Raw genomic sequence first — 17370 nt, forward strand, 5'->3', positions numbered from 1 at the left:
CCTCCTGTATACCTTATTGCTGATAGGCAAAGAGGAATACTGTATAGCTATGGCATGGGAAAAGTACGTTTAACCCGCTATAAAGAGGCGCAATTTGGTTATGCGGGCAATATGTTGGCAATTAAACTATATGGCATTAATGAAAAAACAGGCCAATTAAAAACGATCCTCTATCGCCCCAATGTATCCCACTACTCCAGTTTCCTAACCAGTACCGACAGTGAAAACCACCGTTTTATCACTTTCCTTAATGCCTATATGCAACAAGGCCGAGATGCTGTTTCGCCTGTTGATTACCAAGCCCGTAAGCTCTTTTTATCTTTTGGTAAAAACCCACTTCCTGCTGATTTTGAGCAACAGGTCAAACAGATTCTGGCAAAGCTTGATCAGGAGAAAGAACATCATGCGTAGTTTGGTGAATGGCAGATAAATTATTAAAGAGGTCTATTGAATACATAAAATTAAGCGGGATAAAAATTCTTTCCCGCTTTTTGTTATTTATTTAAAATTAATTATTTGTTTATCCCAGAGTGGATCACTTTTTTATGTTGTGAGCCAGCTACTTTATCGTAAATAGCGCATATAACAATAGTCACTAATACAGGAATTAACCACGCTAATCCTTGCTCACTTAATGGTAATTTAGCCGCCCAATCCGGTAATAAATGTTTTAAATGATCGGATGCTTTAATGGCATCAAAAATGCCAAAAAATAAGCTTATTGCCATTGCAGGGGCAATAATACGGCTTGGATTATGCCAAAAACGTAAAGTGAAACTCATCAGAATAATCACAATACAAGGAGGATAAATCATCACCAGAACAGGAATAGAGAACGCAATCAGTTTACTTAAACCAAGATTAGAGACTACCGCGGAAAATACAGCCAAAATCAATACTAATGTACGATAAGAAATAGGCAAATAGCGGCTAAAAAACTCCGCACAAGCACAAGTTAAACCTACCGCTGTCACCATACAAGCTAAGAAAATAAGCAGAGCTAAAAAGAAACTACCAAAATTACCGAAAGTATGTTGCACATAAGCATGTAAAATATCTGCGCCATCTTTTGCTTCTGGAATAATGCTGCCGCTAGCAGAACCAAGCTTAAATAAACTAAGATAAATCGCCGTTAATAACACCCCCGCGATAATTCCCGCCCACATAGTATAACGTGTTAATAAAGACGAATTATCAATCCCTCTTGAGCGGGCCGCATTGACAATAACAATACCAAAGACCATCGCGCCTAACGTATCCATGGTAAGATAGCCATTAATAAAACCTTGGGTAAATGCCATATCTTGATATGCTTGTGTAGCGGGGATCGGCGTTCCTGCTGGCCAAAATAGCGCAGCTAAACCTAATACAGCTAAGGCTAAAATTTTAATCGGTGCCAGAATGTGACCAACACTATCAAGTAATTTTCCCGGATACAGTGAAATACCGATAACAATTAAAAAGTAAATGACACTATAAATAAGTAAGGCAATATCACTATCACCCACTAAAGGAGCAATGCCAACTTTAAAAGAGACCGTTGCGGTTCGAGGGGTGGCAAATAAAGGGCCGACAGCAAGATAAGCGACTATTGCTAATAAAAGTCCCATAGATTTACCAATGGGGGTGCTTAATGCTTCAATTCCCCCTCCCACTTTCGCTAATGCCACCACTGTTAGCACAGGTAAGCCAACTCCGGTTAGCAAAAAACCAATGGCCGCAGTCCAAACAAACTCCCCTGATTGCAACCCCACCATCGGGGGAAAAATAATATTCCCTGCTCCAACAAATAGAGCAAAAGTCATAAAACCTAATGCCAGAATGTCTCTGGAAGTTAATCGATGTGCCATAAGATTTGTTAATATATCGTTATTAGATGGTTAATTTACATTTACTATATAAAGTAAATACAACAAAAATATCAGCAGTATCTATTTTGCTTCATGATGGGTTATTCAGAATAATATTTAAGAATAATCATTTTACACAGAGCAATTACATATTAAATAGAAAAAAGCGCCGATAACTGCTCACAAGTAAAACTTTTATAATGAAAAAAGGCAATAGCTGATCTAAAAAGCAGAATAATCATCTAAAGTATTTTTTCAGGCCAGTGATAACTGTTATATATCGCCAATTATCCCCGATATGATTTGTATATTCTTTACTCACCAAACGGCAATCTAGCCATCAATTAAAGTTCCCATTAATTAATAATATTAAAATTTAACGCTACGATATTAGATTTTATTGATATTGATTTGATGGGTATATGACAAAAATACCTTTATCACCTCTTTTAAAAATAGGTAATAAAGGTACTAATAAAATAAGGATAAAAACGAAATTATTTTTTTTCTGTTAACAATGTTTGCGGCATGATAAAAGAAAAAGTGCTTCCTACACCGACTTTACTTTCAATATTCAGTATTGAGTGATGATGTTGTAAGGACTTTTTGACAATCGCCAATCCAAGCCCTGTACCACCTGTGTGGCGGGAGCGCGCTTTATCTACACGATAAAAACGTTCGGTTAAGCGCGTTAAATGTTCAGCACTGATACCCGGCCCATTATCTGACACACTAAACAACATACCTTGTGGTACTTTTTTCCAACTCACGCGAATAGTCGTACCCTCAGGGGTATGATTTATGGCGTTATAGACAAGGTTAGATACAGCACTACGCAATTGCTCTTCATTACCACGAACAGCCCATTTATGGTCAATATCAAAGATGATATTTTGTTGTTCTTGGCTTAATGAGTGCGCGTCATGCTCAAGCACGCTTAATAGCGCAGGCATATCGACAACCGTGTTCAAATCAATATGAGGCGCAGATTCAATACGTGAAAGCTGTAACAGTTGTTGTACTAATAAGTCCATACGCTTTGCTTGCTCTTGCATGGTCTTAATCACTTTATGTTCAGCCGGGTTTTCTGCGGTATTCTCTTCCATCATCTCAAGATAGCCTTGAATAACCGTTAAAGGTGTTCTTAATTCATGGCTCACATTAGCAAAAAAATCACGTCGCGAATTTTCTAACTTATTCTTCTCGGTCACATCGCGAGCAACCATTAAACGTTGATCATCCGCATAAGGCATCACCCGAAATTCAACAATAGCACCATTATTTAATGCAATAGTTAAAGGGCGGCTAAAATCGGCGACGGTGAAATAATGTAAAAAATCGGGATAGCGCAATAAATTAAAAATATTTTGTCCATTATCATCAGGCCAACGAAAGCCTAGAAGATGCTGAGCAAGACTATTACACCAAAAGATATTTCCTTCATTAGTGATCATCACAACGGCATCAGGTAGGCTTTCCGCCCCACTACGAAAACGCTTAATTAAATCACCTAATTCTCGACGGCGTTTACGGTTACGTTGCTGTGTTTGTCGTATACCATAAAAAATAGGCTCCCAGCCCCCTTTTCCTTCTGGGGGTAATACCGATCTATCGAGCCATAACCATTTAGATAATTTCATTAAATTATAGGCGTGCCATATCAAGGCACTCAGTAATGAGACCACGAGCAACCAAGGAAGGTGGCCGATAAATAGTGATAATACAAAGGCAGGTAAACAAAATAGAAATAGCCCCCACACGAGGGCTTTCCATGAGAGTCGTTCTAACACCAGTTAATTACTCCCTTATCAACTCAAAATCGAGCAGAGAAACGATATCCCGTTCCTCGTACCGTTTGTATCATTCGGTCATGGCCATCTTGCTCTATAGCTTTACGCAATCGACGAATATGTACATCGACAGTACGATCTTCGACATAAACATTGGTGCCCCAAACATAGTTTAGCAACTGCTCTCGGCTATATACACGTTCGGGATGGGTCATAAAAAAGTGGAGAAGTTTAAATTCGGTAGGCCCCATATCAATGGGTTTATCTTGACTGGTAACTCGATGTGAAACAGGATCAAGACTTAATCCATTAAATTCAATCACATCTTCTGCCGACATCGGTGACAATCGTCGTAAAATAGCCTTTACCCGAGCCACCAGCTCTTTAGGCGAAAAAGGTTTAATCACATAGTCGTCTGCGCCTGTTTCGAGACCTTTGACTTTATCTTCTTCTTCCCCTTTTGCTGTTAGCATAATAATAGGAATATCACGGGTATTATTTTCACGCTTCATCTGTTTAATCACTTGGATACCCGAGCCTCCGGGGATCATCCAATCTAATAAAACCAGATCAGGGTAAGGGTCAATCAGAAAACTCAATGCAGTATCATAGTCCTCAGCTTCAATAGGCTGAAAACCATTTTGCTCTAATACAAAACAGATCATCTCTCGAATTGCGGTTTCATCTTCAACAACAAGAATACGCCTTGCCATACTCTATCCTGTGTTATTTATATAGAGGGTCATAATGATTATGAGGCACTTTTATGACAGATTTATGACTGACTATGACAATACTGGAATACAGTGTCATTGTTAAGGTAAATAAGGCTAAAATTGGTGTAATTTCACTCAAAATACGTAGCTCATAGGTGGATTTTCACTAAAAAAGTAAGGTGCGCTATACTGACGGCAGTTAACATTAAGGGATAGCAATGCGGATTATTCACACCTCAGATTGGCATTTAGGACAATATTTTTTTACAAAAACTCGCGCCCAAGAGCACCAACAATTTCTCGATTGGCTATTAGCGCAAATCCGTGAACAACAAGTTGATGCAGTTATTGTTGCAGGGGATATCTTTGATACTGGCTCCCCCCCCAGTTATGCCCGAGAGCTTTATAATCGATTTGTCGTTGCAATAAGAGATACTCAGTGCCAACTGATTATTTTAGGGGGTAATCATGATTCTGTGGCAACGCTAAATGAATCTAAATCACTGTTAGCGTGTTTAAATACCACCGTCATTGCTAATGTTCACACTGAAACCCCACAAGCCCCTATTATTCTTTATCAAAAAAATCACACACCTGGAGCATTACTTTGTGCAATCCCCTATTTACGCCCTAGAGATATGATAAATAGCAAAAGTGGGCAATCGGGAGCAGACAAACAGGGCGCTTTAAAAGAAGCGATCGCAGATTATTATCAACGCCAATATCAAGCCGCGCTCGACTTACGAAAACAACTCAATGTTAACATCCCTATCATTGCCACAGGGCATCTGACAACGATAGGCGCCAGTGTTAGCGATTCGGTACGTGAAATTTATATCGGCACATTAGAAGCCTTTAACGCAACCCTATTTCCTCCATTTGACTATATCGCCCTTGGTCATATTCATCGCCCACAGCGCGTCAATAAATCGGGTCATATTCGCTACAGTGGTTCACCTATTCCATTAAGTTTTGATGAAAGTGCACAACAGAAAAGTGTTTGTCTTATCGATTTTGAGCAAGATAAGTTAGCGGAAATGACACTATTACCCATCCCTGAGTTTCAGCTATTACGCACTCTTTCAGGCTCGTTACAAGAAATTGCCACACAACTCGAAAAGTTAGCAACACAATATAATGAAATGGATACCACGATTTGGCTAGATATTGAAGTTTCAACTCAAGATTATCTCAGTGATATTCAAACCCGTATTCAAGAGCTAACTCAATCGCCACTCTTTGAAGTGATCGTATTAAGAAGAGCGAGAAAACAACGTCAAGCACTGATGCAAAATGAGAAAGAAACCCTAACTGAACTGACTGTATATGATGTATTTGAAAGGCGCTTAGCTCAACACCAGTTTGAAACCGAGGAAGACAAAACACGGTTAACCACACTCTTTAAGCAAGCGGTTGAAATGGCAGAGCAAGAGGATAACAACGCACGATGAAAATCTTAAGTCTGCGCTTTAAAAACATTAACTCACTCAAAGGCGAATGGAAAATTAACTTTGATCAAGAGCCTTTTGTTAGCAATGGACTATTTGCCATTACAGGCCCGACAGGTGCGGGTAAAACCACGCTCTTAGATGCAATTAGTTTAGCCTTATATCACAGAACGCCACGCTTAGATAAAGTAACCCAATCTCAAAATGAATTAATGACTCGTCACACTGCAGAATGTTTAGCTGAAGTGGAATTTGAAGTTAAAGGGGTTGCCTATCGGGCATTTTGGGAACAACGTCGTGCTAATTATAAAGAAGAGGGAAACTTACAAGCCCCACAGGCTGAGTTAGCAAAAATTAATCGTTTAGGCGGTGAAGATAAAGTTTTAGCCAATAAAATTAGCCAAGTAAAAGAAAAAATAATCTCGATCACCGGATTAGATTTCGATCGCTTCACTAAATCCATGTTGTTATCACAAGGGCAATTTGCTGCATTTCTCAACGCTGATGACAAATCTCGTGCAGAGCTACTTGAAGAGCTTACTGGTACAGATATCTATCGCCATATTTCACAAACAATTTTTAAACATTGGCGCGAAGAAGAGCAGGCTTTAAATACGCTAAAACAACAAGCTCAAATGATGGCATTATTGGATGCAACAACACGCCAAGAGCTATTAACACAACAAGCCAATATTCAAGCACAAATAACAAGGTTACAAAAAGAACAACAGGAATACCAAGTTGCTAAGCAATGGCAAGAAAAAGCGCTAGAAATTCAGCAGCAACAACAATCAGCCCAAGCGGGACTCTATGAGGCTCAACAGGCATTAATTATTGCTCAACCCGATATTCAACGCTTAGAAAAAAATGAGCCAGCAGAAAAAATTCGCCCTCTTTATGATGAAAAAAATCGTCGTCTTACAGAGCAAAACTATTTAGCAACACAGTTAACAAGCTTAAAAACAGAAAAACAGGCTATTGAACAACAAAGCCTACCTATCAATAAAAAATTGGCAGACTTTCATGAACAATTAAAAACGCATCATGAGAAAAAACAGCACACTTTACAGTTAATTCGTGAGAAGGTACTGCCTTTAGATAATCAATTGGTGCTGTTACAACAAGAAATTAGTACTAATAACCAACACAAGCATAAATTAGAAAAAATATGCGCTGAATATCTGCAACATTCTCAGTTAGCCGAGAAAAAATTAATCACCACACAACAACAAGTTAATCAATTAAATAACGACTTAACACAACACGCCTATCATGCACAACTTGCGGAAAATCTACCCTTATGGCAACACTATTTTCAGCAATATAATGAAATATCAAACCAATATCTTGCCAACCAAAAACGAGAAACAGCAGAGCAGGGAAAAGTCATAAGTTTGGAAAAAGCATTACAACAAGCTACCCAAACATTAGCCACCCAACAAGAGCAACTTAATTTACAGCAACAGCAACTACAATCTTATCAAACACAATTGGAAGCGCGTCAAAAAGCAGACAAACCCGATGAAATAAAACCGCGATTACAACAAATTAATCTGCAAAAAAATGCATTGGCAAAAATTATAAATTTACACACTCAATTACAACGTAATGGCAAAGAGCAGCAACATTATCAAACTACATTGAGTGAAAATCAGCAAAAAATAGCGGCTCTAACCCAAACGATTGCAGAAAATGATCTGGCACTAAAAGAGAAAGCACAACATCTTAAAGATTTAAATGACAACTATCTTTTGCTACAAAAAGTCGCCGAATATGAGCAAGAGCGTGCACGTTTACTGAAAGATAAACCTTGTCCTCTATGTGGCTCAACACAACATCCTTATGTAGAAACCTATCATGACATCAAACCAGATGAGACAAAGCTACGTTTAGAAGCATTACAACAGCAGGTGCATTCACTCACCATCACCTTAGCCGAACAGCGAACCCAACGGGTAAACTATGGCTCACAAAATAGCACCTTGAGTGACAATATCGCTCAGTTAACCCAAGAGAATAGCGTACTGACCCAACAGTGGCAGACGTTAGCACAAGCACACCATTTACCGTTAGTTGATGATGCAGATAACTTACTGACATTAGAACAATCATTAAATCAGCAAGAGCTTATTCTCACAGAAAAACTTGACAGTTATCAGCAATTAGAAGCCCAAACACATCAAAAGAATACGCATTTTCTCAATGCAAAAGAGCAATTTAATCAACAACAACAATCGGTTAAGCAACAGCAAAATGATTTAGATTATTTGCAAAAAACAATCAAAACCTATCAGCAACAAAGCGAGCACTTGCACCAACAGCAACAACAATTAGCACAACATATTCAGTCAGCGATTGAAAAACAAGGCTATACACTCCCTGAATTTGAGCAGTTCACGCCATGGTTGGCGGCTCGTCAACAAGAGCACCAGCAATATCAAAGTCAGTTAAAAGAGCTTCAGCTATTACAACAAAGCCTACGTGAACAGCAAGTGACGCAAAATGAAAAAAAACGTTATTTAGCAGAAAAACAGGCTGAACTTGAGGCGCTATTAGCAAAATTAAGCCAACAACAGCACCAACAAACACAATGGCAGGATCAACGACAAGCCTTATTTGGTTCACAATCTGTAGAGCAGGTACGTAGTGAACTTGATAAACATAGCCAATTTTTACAAACCCAGATTGAGCAATATACTCAAGAAAAAAACCAACTCGAAAACCGACTTAATCAATTAATTGGCCAATATCAAGAGAGTGAAAAAGCCCTACAACGAGCAATAACACAAGCACAACAAGCCACTGAACACTATCAACACGCGTTAAAAGAGAGTCTTTTTGCCGATGAAAATGACTTTTTAGCCTCTCTATTATCGGTAGAGGAAAGGACACGTCTGCAAGAGCAGCAAAAACAGCGACTTGATAAACTTTTACAAGAAAAAACGCGCCTTGAGACCCAAGAAAAAGCCTATCAACAACATTTATTACAACAACCATTACTCTCAACCCAATGTACTGCTGAGCAATGTAATATCCATTTAGACGACTTAGCAAAGCAACATAACGCATTGCAAGAAACACTATTTAGTCTGCAAATACAATTACGCCAAGATGATGAAAAACGGATAGAGCAACAAACACTATTAGCGCAAATAGCCAAACAGCAAGCGCATTATGATGATTGGAGTTATTTAAATGAGTTAGTTGGCTCTGCATCTGGTGATAAATTTAGTCGCTTTGCCCAAGGGTTAACCCTCGACCATCTTATCTATCTGGCTAATCGTCGCTTAGAAAAACTACATGGTCGTTACTTTTTACAACGCAAAACGACAGGTAGCCTTGAATTACAGATTGCCGATACATGGCAAGCAGATGCTCTACGCGATACACGTACACTTTCTGGTGGAGAAAGTTTTTTAGTCAGCTTATCCCTTGCCTTAGCGTTATCTGATTTAGTCAGTAATAAGACGCAAATTGAGTCACTCTTTTTAGATGAAGGCTTTGGCACTCTCGATCCTGATACACTAGATATTGCTTTAGATGCCTTAGATAGCCTTAATGCTTCTGGCAAAATTATTGGTGTGATCAGTCATGTTGAAGCGATGAAAGAGCGTATTCCGGTACAAATAAAAGTGAAAAAAGCGGGGGGTTTAGGAATAAGTCAGCTAGCACCAGAGTTTAGATATGGTAATAAGAGCAATGAAAATCAATCAGTTAAAGACTAGCTCTAATAATTTGATGTAAGTGGTTAAAATTTTTAGATATCAATAAATCACCCACAGCGTCTATAGTATGTGCATAGATTAGCTCAGGCTAAACAGCTTTAAACGCTTATATTTATCAAGGAGATAAGCATGTCTAACGCATTCACAGAATTAATGAAAAAACGTAGAACAATTTATCATTTAGGTAATCAACTGCCTATTAGCGAAGACAGAGTTGCTACGATCATCAAAGAAGCGGTTAAAGAAAGCCCTAGCGCATTTAACTCACAAACTTCTCGTGTTGTCGTTTTATTTGGTGAACAACACCAGAAATTATGGAATATCGTTAAAGATACTCTGAAAAAATTAGTCCCTGCGGATGCATTTAGCGCAACAGAGGCCAAAATTAATAGCTTTGCTGCCGGTGCAGGCTCCATCCTTTATTTTGAAGATACTGATATCGTTAAAGGGCTTCAAGAGCAGTTCCCACTGTATGCTGAAAACTTTCCTGTTTGGTCAGAGCAAGCCAGTGGTATGGCTCAGCTTTCTGTCTGGACTGCCCTTGCGGCTGAAAATGTAGGGGCATCACTGCAACACTACAATCCAATTATTGATGATGAAGTTCACGCAACTTGGGATATTCCTCGCCATTGGAAATTAAGAGCACAAATGGTCTTTGGCTCTATCGAACAAGAAGCAAGTGAGAAAAATTATATTGAAGATGACGCTCGTTTTAAAATCTTCAAATAATAGACTTTAATATAGACATCTGATCCAAATACCCTCTTTTTATTTTCATTCCTTGCCCACAGCCTCTGTGGGCTTTTTTTTGCCCACGACAAATAATAAAGGGAGCATTAGCCCCCTTCTTTTATGACTTGATCAGTTTAATATCATGCTTTCGCTGCTTTTTCTGAGCTTCATAAAAATTTTCATGAGAGCCTATATGTAATAAATACAGTTCCAGCTTATTGGCAACCCATGAGTAACCTAGCAGTACGGTTAAATCATTAAGTCTAAACTTATGTACTCTAAGATGAGCAAGGTCGCCTTTTTTTTGCTCTCCAATTAATGGATTATCGATTATTTGATCAATTTCATCTTCAATGATCTTCACATCAGATCCCGGCAATTTTTTCATTGCCTTTTCAAAACGAGCTGACTGGTAAACATCAATCTCTTTTTGTGGTTCGGACATATCGAGAAACCTTTTTGTTTTCGACTTCCGCCTGTGCCAGTAACAATTCTTCGATAAAGCTATATGGCAGATCGGGATTATCTTCAGCTATACGGCCTATTTTTGCCCAGTGTTCTATTTGTTTAGGGACACTTCTGCTTTTCGCTTCCGCATGAATTTTAGCATCAGACACAAAGTCTTCATCTAATCTTACGGAAATAGCCATTACTTATACTCCAAGCCTCACAGCAGTTATAACTTTATAATAACGACAAAACGCAATCTTTTGTCGCATAACAAAACAATACACCACAAATTATTTCTTGTAAAGACATTGACTCTTATGTTTATTCCTCCACATTTGGAACAAAAAAACATAAAAAAAGAGCAAAGTGCGTAATGAATACAAAGGTAGGGATGGACCCTTTGTGTTCAACACTTTGCTCTCTTTATTTAGTTACGCACCTCTCATAAGAGGTGCTATTTTCACAAGGCGTATGAAAATATGTTATTTACGAGTAATGTTGTTCGCTTTTGGTTGAGCAATAGGTGACTGCTCAGCAAAGTATTTCACTACTGCATCAACATCTGGCACGCTGTAAACCGGATCTTTACCTTCTTTCAGTACAGAGAAGTTACTACCGCCTGTTGCTAAGTATTCATTTGCAACTACACGGTAATTCGCTTTCATATCCACAGGCTTACCATCAATACGCATTGATTCAACAATCACACGTTGTCCAACAGGTGCTTTGCTGTCCCATGTATATTGGAAATTACCCGATACCGCTAATACTTGTGGACGTGAACGATCCCACTGTTGCTCTAATAAGCGTTTGATCTGCTCACCCGTTAATGTTTGTGTTAACAGTACATTAGAGAATGGTTGTACGGTATAAATAGCGTTATAAGAAACATCACCCCCCGTCATATCAGCACGAATACCGCCACTGTTCATTAAGGCGATTTGTGCGCCCCCCATATCTTTTGGTTTTGCCGTATATAAATGGGCATCAGCAATAACTTGACCTAGACCCGATTCGCCTGCATCGTTAGTTTGCTTGGTTAAGTTACCTTCTAGTTTACCAATAATACGGTTCGCTAATGGTGTAGCAATTTTCTCGTAAGCTTCTAACAATTTAGTGACAGCAGGATCTTTTTCATATTTGCGGTTATCAACCCAAATATTACGCGCTTCTACATCAACAACATCTTTCGTTGTTTTATCTAATTTCAGGTCGATACGCGTTAACATGGCGCCATTAGATTGTGCAGAAGTCACTGATCTACCGTTAATAGTACAGTTATAAGCTTGGTGAGTATGACCCGTTACAACAAAGTCAACCGCTGGATCTAATTGTTCAACCACACCAAGTACTTTACCTGTAATACCATTACATGCGTTGATATTTACTGGACCACCATCACGGCGCTGTGCAGCACCTTCGTGGATCAGAACACCAATCGCCTGTACACCTTGAGCTTGTAACTTAGGCACTAAAGCGTTGATTGTTTTTGCTTCATTGTGGAAGCTTAAACCTTCAGTTCCTTTTGGTGTCACGATAGCCGCAGTACCTTCTAAAGTTAAACCAATAAAGGCAACCGGAATACCATTGAACTCTTTAATCACATATTCAGGGAATAACGTTTTACCTGTTTCGTTAACAGTCACGTTAGCCGCTAAATATTGGAAATCAGCACCTTTAAATTCAGTAGGACCTTGACAACCTGTAACTGGATGGCAACCACCGTTTTGCTTACGCAGTAACTCACCCATACCTTTATCAAATTCGTGGTTACCTACTGAAGTTGCTTCTAAACCTGCTAATGACAGCGCTTCAATAGTTGGCTCATCATGGAACATTGAAGATAACAGTGGGCTAGCACCAACCATATCACCGGCAGCTACCACAATATTATTTGGGTTATCTTTTTTCAGCTCTTTGACCAGCGTAGCCATATGCTCAATACCACCAGGCTTGTTTGGACCTGGTGCTTTTAATGCACCATGGAAGTCATTGAGTGCAATCACACGGACATCAACGACGTTCGCTTCGTCATAATTTTTAGCACAACCTGCTAATAAGACGGAGCTTACTGCAAGGGCTACGAGTTTATATTTATGGTTCATTTAAGTTTTATCCCTAGATCAATATTCACGTTTCGGACAATCAATCACTTCGAAATCTTTGCTATAACAAATATAGAATTCATCTCGATTAATTTGAATTTCTTTATCCTTCAATGATGGATTATTTTCTTTTAAGAACTTAATCAATTCACTATTTGAAGGGCGGCCTTCTGGTAACACTAATGCGTCAAATAACGCTTGTTGCTGACCAAAGAATGCTTCTGGCGTATCAAAGGCACAAACGCCATGTTTTTCCCATTCACCTTGCAATAAGTCAATACCCGGTGATGAACATAAGTAAGGTTTAATCGCTGAGTATTCTAATGGTGGTAAATCCCCTTTACATAAACGAGGATGCTTGCGTATGTCTTTCCAGTCACGGCATTCATCCCATGATTTACCATCGCAGGTTTCAGCCCATAGCCCATGAACAATCCAGCCAAATTTATTATCTGAGAAACACTGGATTTCAAATTTATCGAATTCGCGTTTAGCACGCTCTTTTTCGTTATCGTTATTTAAACGCTTAATATTATTTTTTTTATAATCACAAAAAGCCGGTGAGTAATTAATGGCTAATTTAAAGTAATCTGTTGATGCTTTACTATTTTGACCATAACGATCATTTGTCGCAATATAGTCATAATTGGCAGTAGGTGCATCAGGTAAAATACAAGATACGCCTTCAACTAATTTTGCTTGCGGTTTTAATGGTTGTTTAACTTCAGGTGCTTGTGTCACACAACCCGCTAAAATAACAGCTAAAATAGCAGGTAATAGCTTTATAAAGCGCATAAAATCCCCTTAAAGAGCAATAACTGCACTCTTTCACGCCAAAACATGAGAACGACCTGCCCGAATGGACAGGTCTATAAGATTATTTCTTCTCAGTTAGGTCGATTTTGTAAATTGCAAAACCGATATCGTCATTTTCCACAAAGGTCATTGGATACTGAGCAAAATCTTTAATAAAGTTAGCGGCTTTTTCACTTGGTGAAGTTTCAAAGCGAACATCTAATTGTTTATCTGTCTTAATCGGTAAGAAAGACCAATTATTCGCAGCTTTTGTTGCAACTTCGCCATTTTCTTTCGTTTGCTTAGCAATATAAGAAGCTAAAATTGCACGGTTTTCATCTGGTGATGCAAAGGCGATATTGCTTTCACCTGTACCCGCAAATTTACCACCGTATCCACGATAGTTATTGGTTGCAATTAAGAAAGTTGCTTTAGGATCGATAGGTTTGCCTTGGTAAGTGACATTTTTGATACGGTTTGCATCTTTATTGACAACTTGGCAATCAACGTCATATTTAGCAGGCTGAGTTAAATCAACTTTATACTCTACGCCACTGATAGTGTCGAAGTTATAAGTACGGAAACCATCCCAGTTGATTAAGTATTGTGGTTTAGTTGAATTAGGATCAACTTGGTTCCACATACCCGCTGAACATTCTAACCACTCAACAACATCTGCACCGGTTGCTTTTACAACCACTAATGTATTTGGATACAGATATAAGTCTGCTGCGTTACGGAATGTTAAGTCACCCTTTTCTACTTCAACGAAGTCTGCAGGTGCATTTTTACGTCCGCCGGCTTTAAATGGTGCTGCTGCACCTAATACTGGCAGGCCGTCTAAGTTCGGATCACCTTGAATAAAGTGTTTAGTATAATCAACCTGTGCATCGTTAACGATTTGTACCGTTGGATCACTTTGTACTAAAGCTAAGAAGCTATACATATTAGCTGACGCTTTACCAATATGTTTTCCGACGAAATCACGAGTACCTTGGTGTGCTTTTTCAATGATTTGCGCTAACTCGGCATCACGTTCAACTAATGCTTTTTTGTTTGCTTTATCAAAGATAGGACGCGCTTCACCTGTTGCTTGGGTCATCACCCATTTGCCGCTGTCGTTATTGATAACCATATCGACAACACCTAAGTGATCACCCCATTGGCCTGGCATTACTGCTGGAACACCATTTACAGTGCCTTTAGCAACATCAACACCTTTAATGCCTTCAAATTCTTTACTTGGGAATACGCCGTGAGCATGACCAAACATAATAGCGTTAATGCCATCAACTTCACTCAGATAATAGACTGAGTTTTCAGCCATAGCTTTATAAGGCTCAGAAGAGAAACCAGAGTGAGGGATAGCCACAATCAGATCCGCACCCTCTTTTTTCATTTGAGGAACGAATTTTTTCGCTGTTTCTGTAATATCATTGACAACGACTTTTCCATCCAGATTGGCTTTATCCCAGATTAAAATCTGTGGTGGTACAAAGCCGATATAACCAATCTTGATAGTGTGCTCTTTGCCATCACGATCTTTTACTGGTGTATCAACAATGATATAAGGTGTGAAATAGTTTTTGCCTGTTTTCGCATCCATGATATTGGCATTGATATATGGGAATTCAGCGCCCGCAATGGCTTTTTTCAGGTAATCTAAACCATAGTTAAATTCATGATTACCAAAGTTACCTACGGTATACCCCATGGTATTCATTAACTGGTGCGCTGGATGAGCTTCCCCTTTCTCTAAGCCTTTAGCTGCTTGATAGTCAGCCAGTGGACTACCTTGGATCAAGTCACCGTTATCCACTAAAACCGCATTGGTTGCTTCAGCTTTCGCGGCTTTAATTAAATTTGCCGTACGAACATAACCAAACTGTTCTGTTGGTTTGTCTTTGAAGTAGTCAAAGTCGATTAAGTTACTGTGAACATCCGAAGTCTCCATAATACGGAGATCGACTGTCGCAGCATTCACATTGAATGCGACCAACATTGCTAATGTTGAGATTTTCAACACATTCTTAACCATTACACACCCCTTATATATTGGTTAACAGGAGAGCACAGTTGCTCTCCTTTTATTACTTCTGTCAAACAATACTTGCTTTGATAAAACTAGAAGTACAGACGCATACCAGTTTCAAAGATATATTGTTTTTTATCTTCATAAGCTGGGTTTTCGCTACGAGCATCATCATATGCCATTTCAGCGAATAAACGTAAGTTGTTGTATTTAGATACCGCAAAACGTTTATCTACACCCACAGTATAGGTCTCTTTTTTGTAGTTGAAAGTGTTAGCATCGCCATCACGCAGGTAATAACCCGCATACATACCACTTTCGATACGATCCCAGTGCCATTTCACACCAACACCATATAAATTCGCTTTCCAATCGCCTTTAACTGAGTTCCATTTATAGTCTTTCTCAGTTGCACCTTCTCTTAAGGTTAAGCCAGTATTTTTACCGCGAGATTGACCATAGTCGATACCGATAGAGAATTCGCGACCAGGGAAGAAGTATTCAGCACCGAATGCTAAGATACTATTTTCTGGTTTTTTATTACCAACAACACTATCTGGGTATAGATTAGGCTCACCTACAGCTGCTGAGTAACCCGCATCAAACTCTAAACCGAAAGTTGATTTATAGAAACCAACGACAGAATAGGCATGACGGATATCACCGGTTCTGCGATCGCCATTTTTTCCATCACCATCATTATCTTTACCATCTTTACCCGTTAAAGTTGCCGCTAATTTAAAGCCTTCATAACGGTTTGTTTCAATAAAGATAGTTTGTGGTAAACGGGTCATAAAGTTGTTTTTACCAACCCCTTTACTTGAATAACCTACTGCACGGCCTAATACATCACTAAAGTAAAATACCCCTGTATTACCATAGCCGTAGCTTGATTTTTTCACCCAGTCAATTGGGATATAAGTGCGACCAAATTGGATTTGTCCATAATCACGATGAGAAAAACCGACATAGCCTACGCGGTTGTACAGATCAAAGTTTGTTTTCTCATTATCACTGTTGGTTTTTTGAGTATCTGAACCCCACTCTAACTTACCAAACACTTTGATATCGTTAGTCAGTTCATGAGAACCAAAGAAACCGATACGGCTACCATCATCACGCATACGCATTTCATGATCTTTACTTGTCACTTGCGTTTTTAAACGGAACTGACCGTTAACATCAAAACGTGTACCTTTATCGTTGTACACATTTACTGCGTTTGCAGATCCCGACAGAACCAATAAACCTACCAGCGCTGCTAAAGGCTTTAAGCTTTTCATGATTAAAATACCCATCTATTTTCTATAGTTTTATGATTTTCTTTCTAAGGTTAAAAATAATACCGCCGTCTATGATTAACCCTGATTTCAGTTCAAAGAGCCGCCGCCACGGATCTCAAACAAGAAAATCGCTTTTACAACCGTTCATTTTTATAACTGCTATTATTACTCTACTTAATTTTCTTACAGGCTTTAATTTCCTTGACACAGAGATATTCACCAATAAGACACAAAAATAATGTCCTCATTACTATTTAAATAAGGGCATTGCTTTTATTTCTATCCACAAATCGAGTAGAGCATTGAATTTTCGCTGGCATGTTACTCAAAAAAAAGCCTAACTTTCGTGATATAGCCCACAATTACATCAAAGTATATTTTCATGGTTACATACCTGAGTGATGAGCTTCACAATTAAGCTTAAAGATACGTATTTTTTGAACT

The 17370-nt window shown here is 38.8% G+C and carries 12 protein-coding genes and 1 pseudogene; 4 read left to right on the plus strand and 9 right to left on the minus strand.

Annotated features, from left to right (window positions below; translation table 11 throughout):
* Window positions 1-411, plus strand: a pseudogene (locus tag AACU98_RS05575) (hypothetical protein); the annotation flags it as partial.
* 101 nt (window positions 412-512) lie between these two features.
* Here the strand turns inward: AACU98_RS05575 and brnQ are convergent.
* From brnQ to phoB, 3 genes are all read right to left on the minus strand, one after another.
* On the minus strand, window positions 513-1850 hold the full coding sequence (gene brnQ, locus AACU98_RS05580) for a branched-chain amino acid transport system II carrier protein (RefSeq protein ID WP_012367452.1): 1338 nt from the start codon (window positions 1848-1850) through the stop codon (window positions 513-515).
* A gap of 497 nt (window positions 1851-2347) precedes the next feature.
* On the minus strand, window positions 2348-3640 hold the full coding sequence (gene phoR / locus AACU98_RS05585) for a phosphate regulon sensor histidine kinase PhoR (RefSeq protein ID WP_004245160.1): 1293 nt from the start codon (window positions 3638-3640) through the stop codon (window positions 2348-2350).
* A gap of 23 nt (window positions 3641-3663) precedes the next feature.
* Window positions 3664-4353 (minus strand): phosphate regulon transcriptional regulator PhoB, encoded by a 690-nt coding sequence (gene phoB / locus AACU98_RS05590; protein ID WP_004249004.1) that lies wholly within the window; start codon window positions 4351-4353, stop codon window positions 3664-3666.
* A gap of 221 nt (window positions 4354-4574) precedes the next feature.
* Here phoB and sbcD point away from each other — a divergent pair, with 221 nt between their 5' ends.
* The 3 genes from sbcD (at window position 4575) to AACU98_RS05605 (ending at window position 10258) form a co-directional block, all read left to right on the plus strand.
* Entirely contained in the window at window positions 4575-5807 is a 1233-nt protein-coding gene (sbcD, locus tag AACU98_RS05595) for an exonuclease subunit SbcD (RefSeq protein WP_004245162.1), read from the plus strand.
* Window positions 5804-9529, plus strand: coding sequence for an SbcC/MukB-like Walker B domain-containing protein (locus AACU98_RS05600; RefSeq protein WP_161735665.1), 3726 nt, complete (start codon window positions 5804-5806; stop codon window positions 9527-9529). Before sbcD ends, AACU98_RS05600 begins: the two co-directional genes overlap by 4 nt.
* 129 nt (window positions 9530-9658) lie before the next feature.
* The gene (locus AACU98_RS05605) at window positions 9659-10258 is read left to right on the plus strand and encodes a nitroreductase family protein (RefSeq protein WP_004245165.1); all 600 of its coding nucleotides are present in this window, start codon (window positions 9659-9661) and stop codon (window positions 10256-10258) included.
* 121 nt (window positions 10259-10379) lie between these two features.
* On the opposite strand, the gene AACU98_RS05610 is transcribed toward AACU98_RS05605, so the two are convergent.
* From AACU98_RS05610 to AACU98_RS05635, 6 genes are all read right to left on the minus strand, one after another.
* Entirely contained in the window at window positions 10380-10706 is a 327-nt protein-coding gene (locus AACU98_RS05610; RefSeq protein WP_004245166.1) for a type II toxin-antitoxin system RelE/ParE family toxin, read from the minus strand.
* Window positions 10681-10911: a ParD-like family protein gene (locus AACU98_RS05615; protein ID WP_004245167.1), complete on the minus strand. Its 231-nt coding sequence runs from the start codon at window positions 10909-10911 to the stop codon at window positions 10681-10683. The genes AACU98_RS05610 and AACU98_RS05615 overlap by 26 nt, the downstream gene beginning before the upstream one ends.
* Before the next feature lie 282 nt (window positions 10912-11193).
* Complete coding sequence (locus AACU98_RS05620; RefSeq protein ID WP_004245168.1) at window positions 11194-12816, minus strand: bifunctional metallophosphatase/5'-nucleotidase; 1623 nt, start codon at window positions 12814-12816, stop codon at window positions 11194-11196.
* An 18-nt stretch (window positions 12817-12834) separates the two neighbouring features.
* On the minus strand, window positions 12835-13611 hold the full coding sequence (locus AACU98_RS05625) for a ribonuclease T2 family protein (protein WP_004245169.1): 777 nt from the start codon (window positions 13609-13611) through the stop codon (window positions 12835-12837).
* Window positions 13612-13693: 82 nt separating this feature from the next.
* Window positions 13694-15649, minus strand: a complete 1956-nt coding sequence (locus AACU98_RS05630; protein ID WP_161735667.1) for a bifunctional 2',3'-cyclic-nucleotide 2'-phosphodiesterase/3'-nucleotidase — start codon at window positions 15647-15649, stop codon at window positions 13694-13696.
* 86 nt (window positions 15650-15735) lie between these two features.
* The gene (locus AACU98_RS05635; protein WP_223231988.1) at window positions 15736-16926 is read right to left on the minus strand and encodes a porin; all 1191 of its coding nucleotides are present in this window, start codon (window positions 16924-16926) and stop codon (window positions 15736-15738) included.
* Between the last annotated feature and the right edge of the window lie 444 nt (window positions 16927-17370).

It is taken from the genome of Proteus sp. G4380, from assembly GCF_963885725.1.
GTDB lineage: Bacteria > Pseudomonadota > Gammaproteobacteria > Enterobacterales > Enterobacteriaceae > Proteus > Proteus mirabilis.

Coding starts and splice junctions, on each gene's coding strand:
- sbcD (WP_004245162.1), top strand. CDS start 4,575: ATGCGGATTATTCACACCTCAGATTGGCATTTAGGACAATATTTTTTT.
- AACU98_RS05630 (WP_161735667.1), bottom strand. CDS start 15,649: ATGGTTAAGAATGTGTTGAAAATCTCAACATTAGCAATGTTGGTCGCA.
- AACU98_RS05635 (WP_223231988.1), bottom strand. CDS start 16,926: ATGAAAAGCTTAAAGCCTTTAGCAGCGCTGGTAGGTTTATTGGTTCTG.
- brnQ (WP_012367452.1), bottom strand. CDS start 1,850: ATGGCACATCGATTAACTTCCAGAGACATTCTGGCATTAGGTTTTATG.
- AACU98_RS05605 (WP_004245165.1), top strand. CDS start 9,659: ATGTCTAACGCATTCACAGAATTAATGAAAAAACGTAGAACAATTTAT.
- AACU98_RS05600 (WP_161735665.1), top strand. CDS start 5,804: ATGAAAATCTTAAGTCTGCGCTTTAAAAACATTAACTCACTCAAAGGC.
- AACU98_RS05615 (WP_004245167.1), bottom strand. CDS start 10,911: ATGGCTATTTCCGTAAGATTAGATGAAGACTTTGTGTCTGATGCTAAA.
- AACU98_RS05625 (WP_004245169.1), bottom strand. CDS start 13,611: ATGCGCTTTATAAAGCTATTACCTGCTATTTTAGCTGTTATTTTAGCG.
- AACU98_RS05610 (WP_004245166.1), bottom strand. CDS start 10,706: ATGTCCGAACCACAAAAAGAGATTGATGTTTACCAGTCAGCTCGTTTT.
- phoB (WP_004249004.1), bottom strand. CDS start 4,353: ATGGCAAGGCGTATTCTTGTTGTTGAAGATGAAACCGCAATTCGAGAG.
- AACU98_RS05620 (WP_004245168.1), bottom strand. CDS start 12,816: ATGAACCATAAATATAAACTCGTAGCCCTTGCAGTAAGCTCCGTCTTA.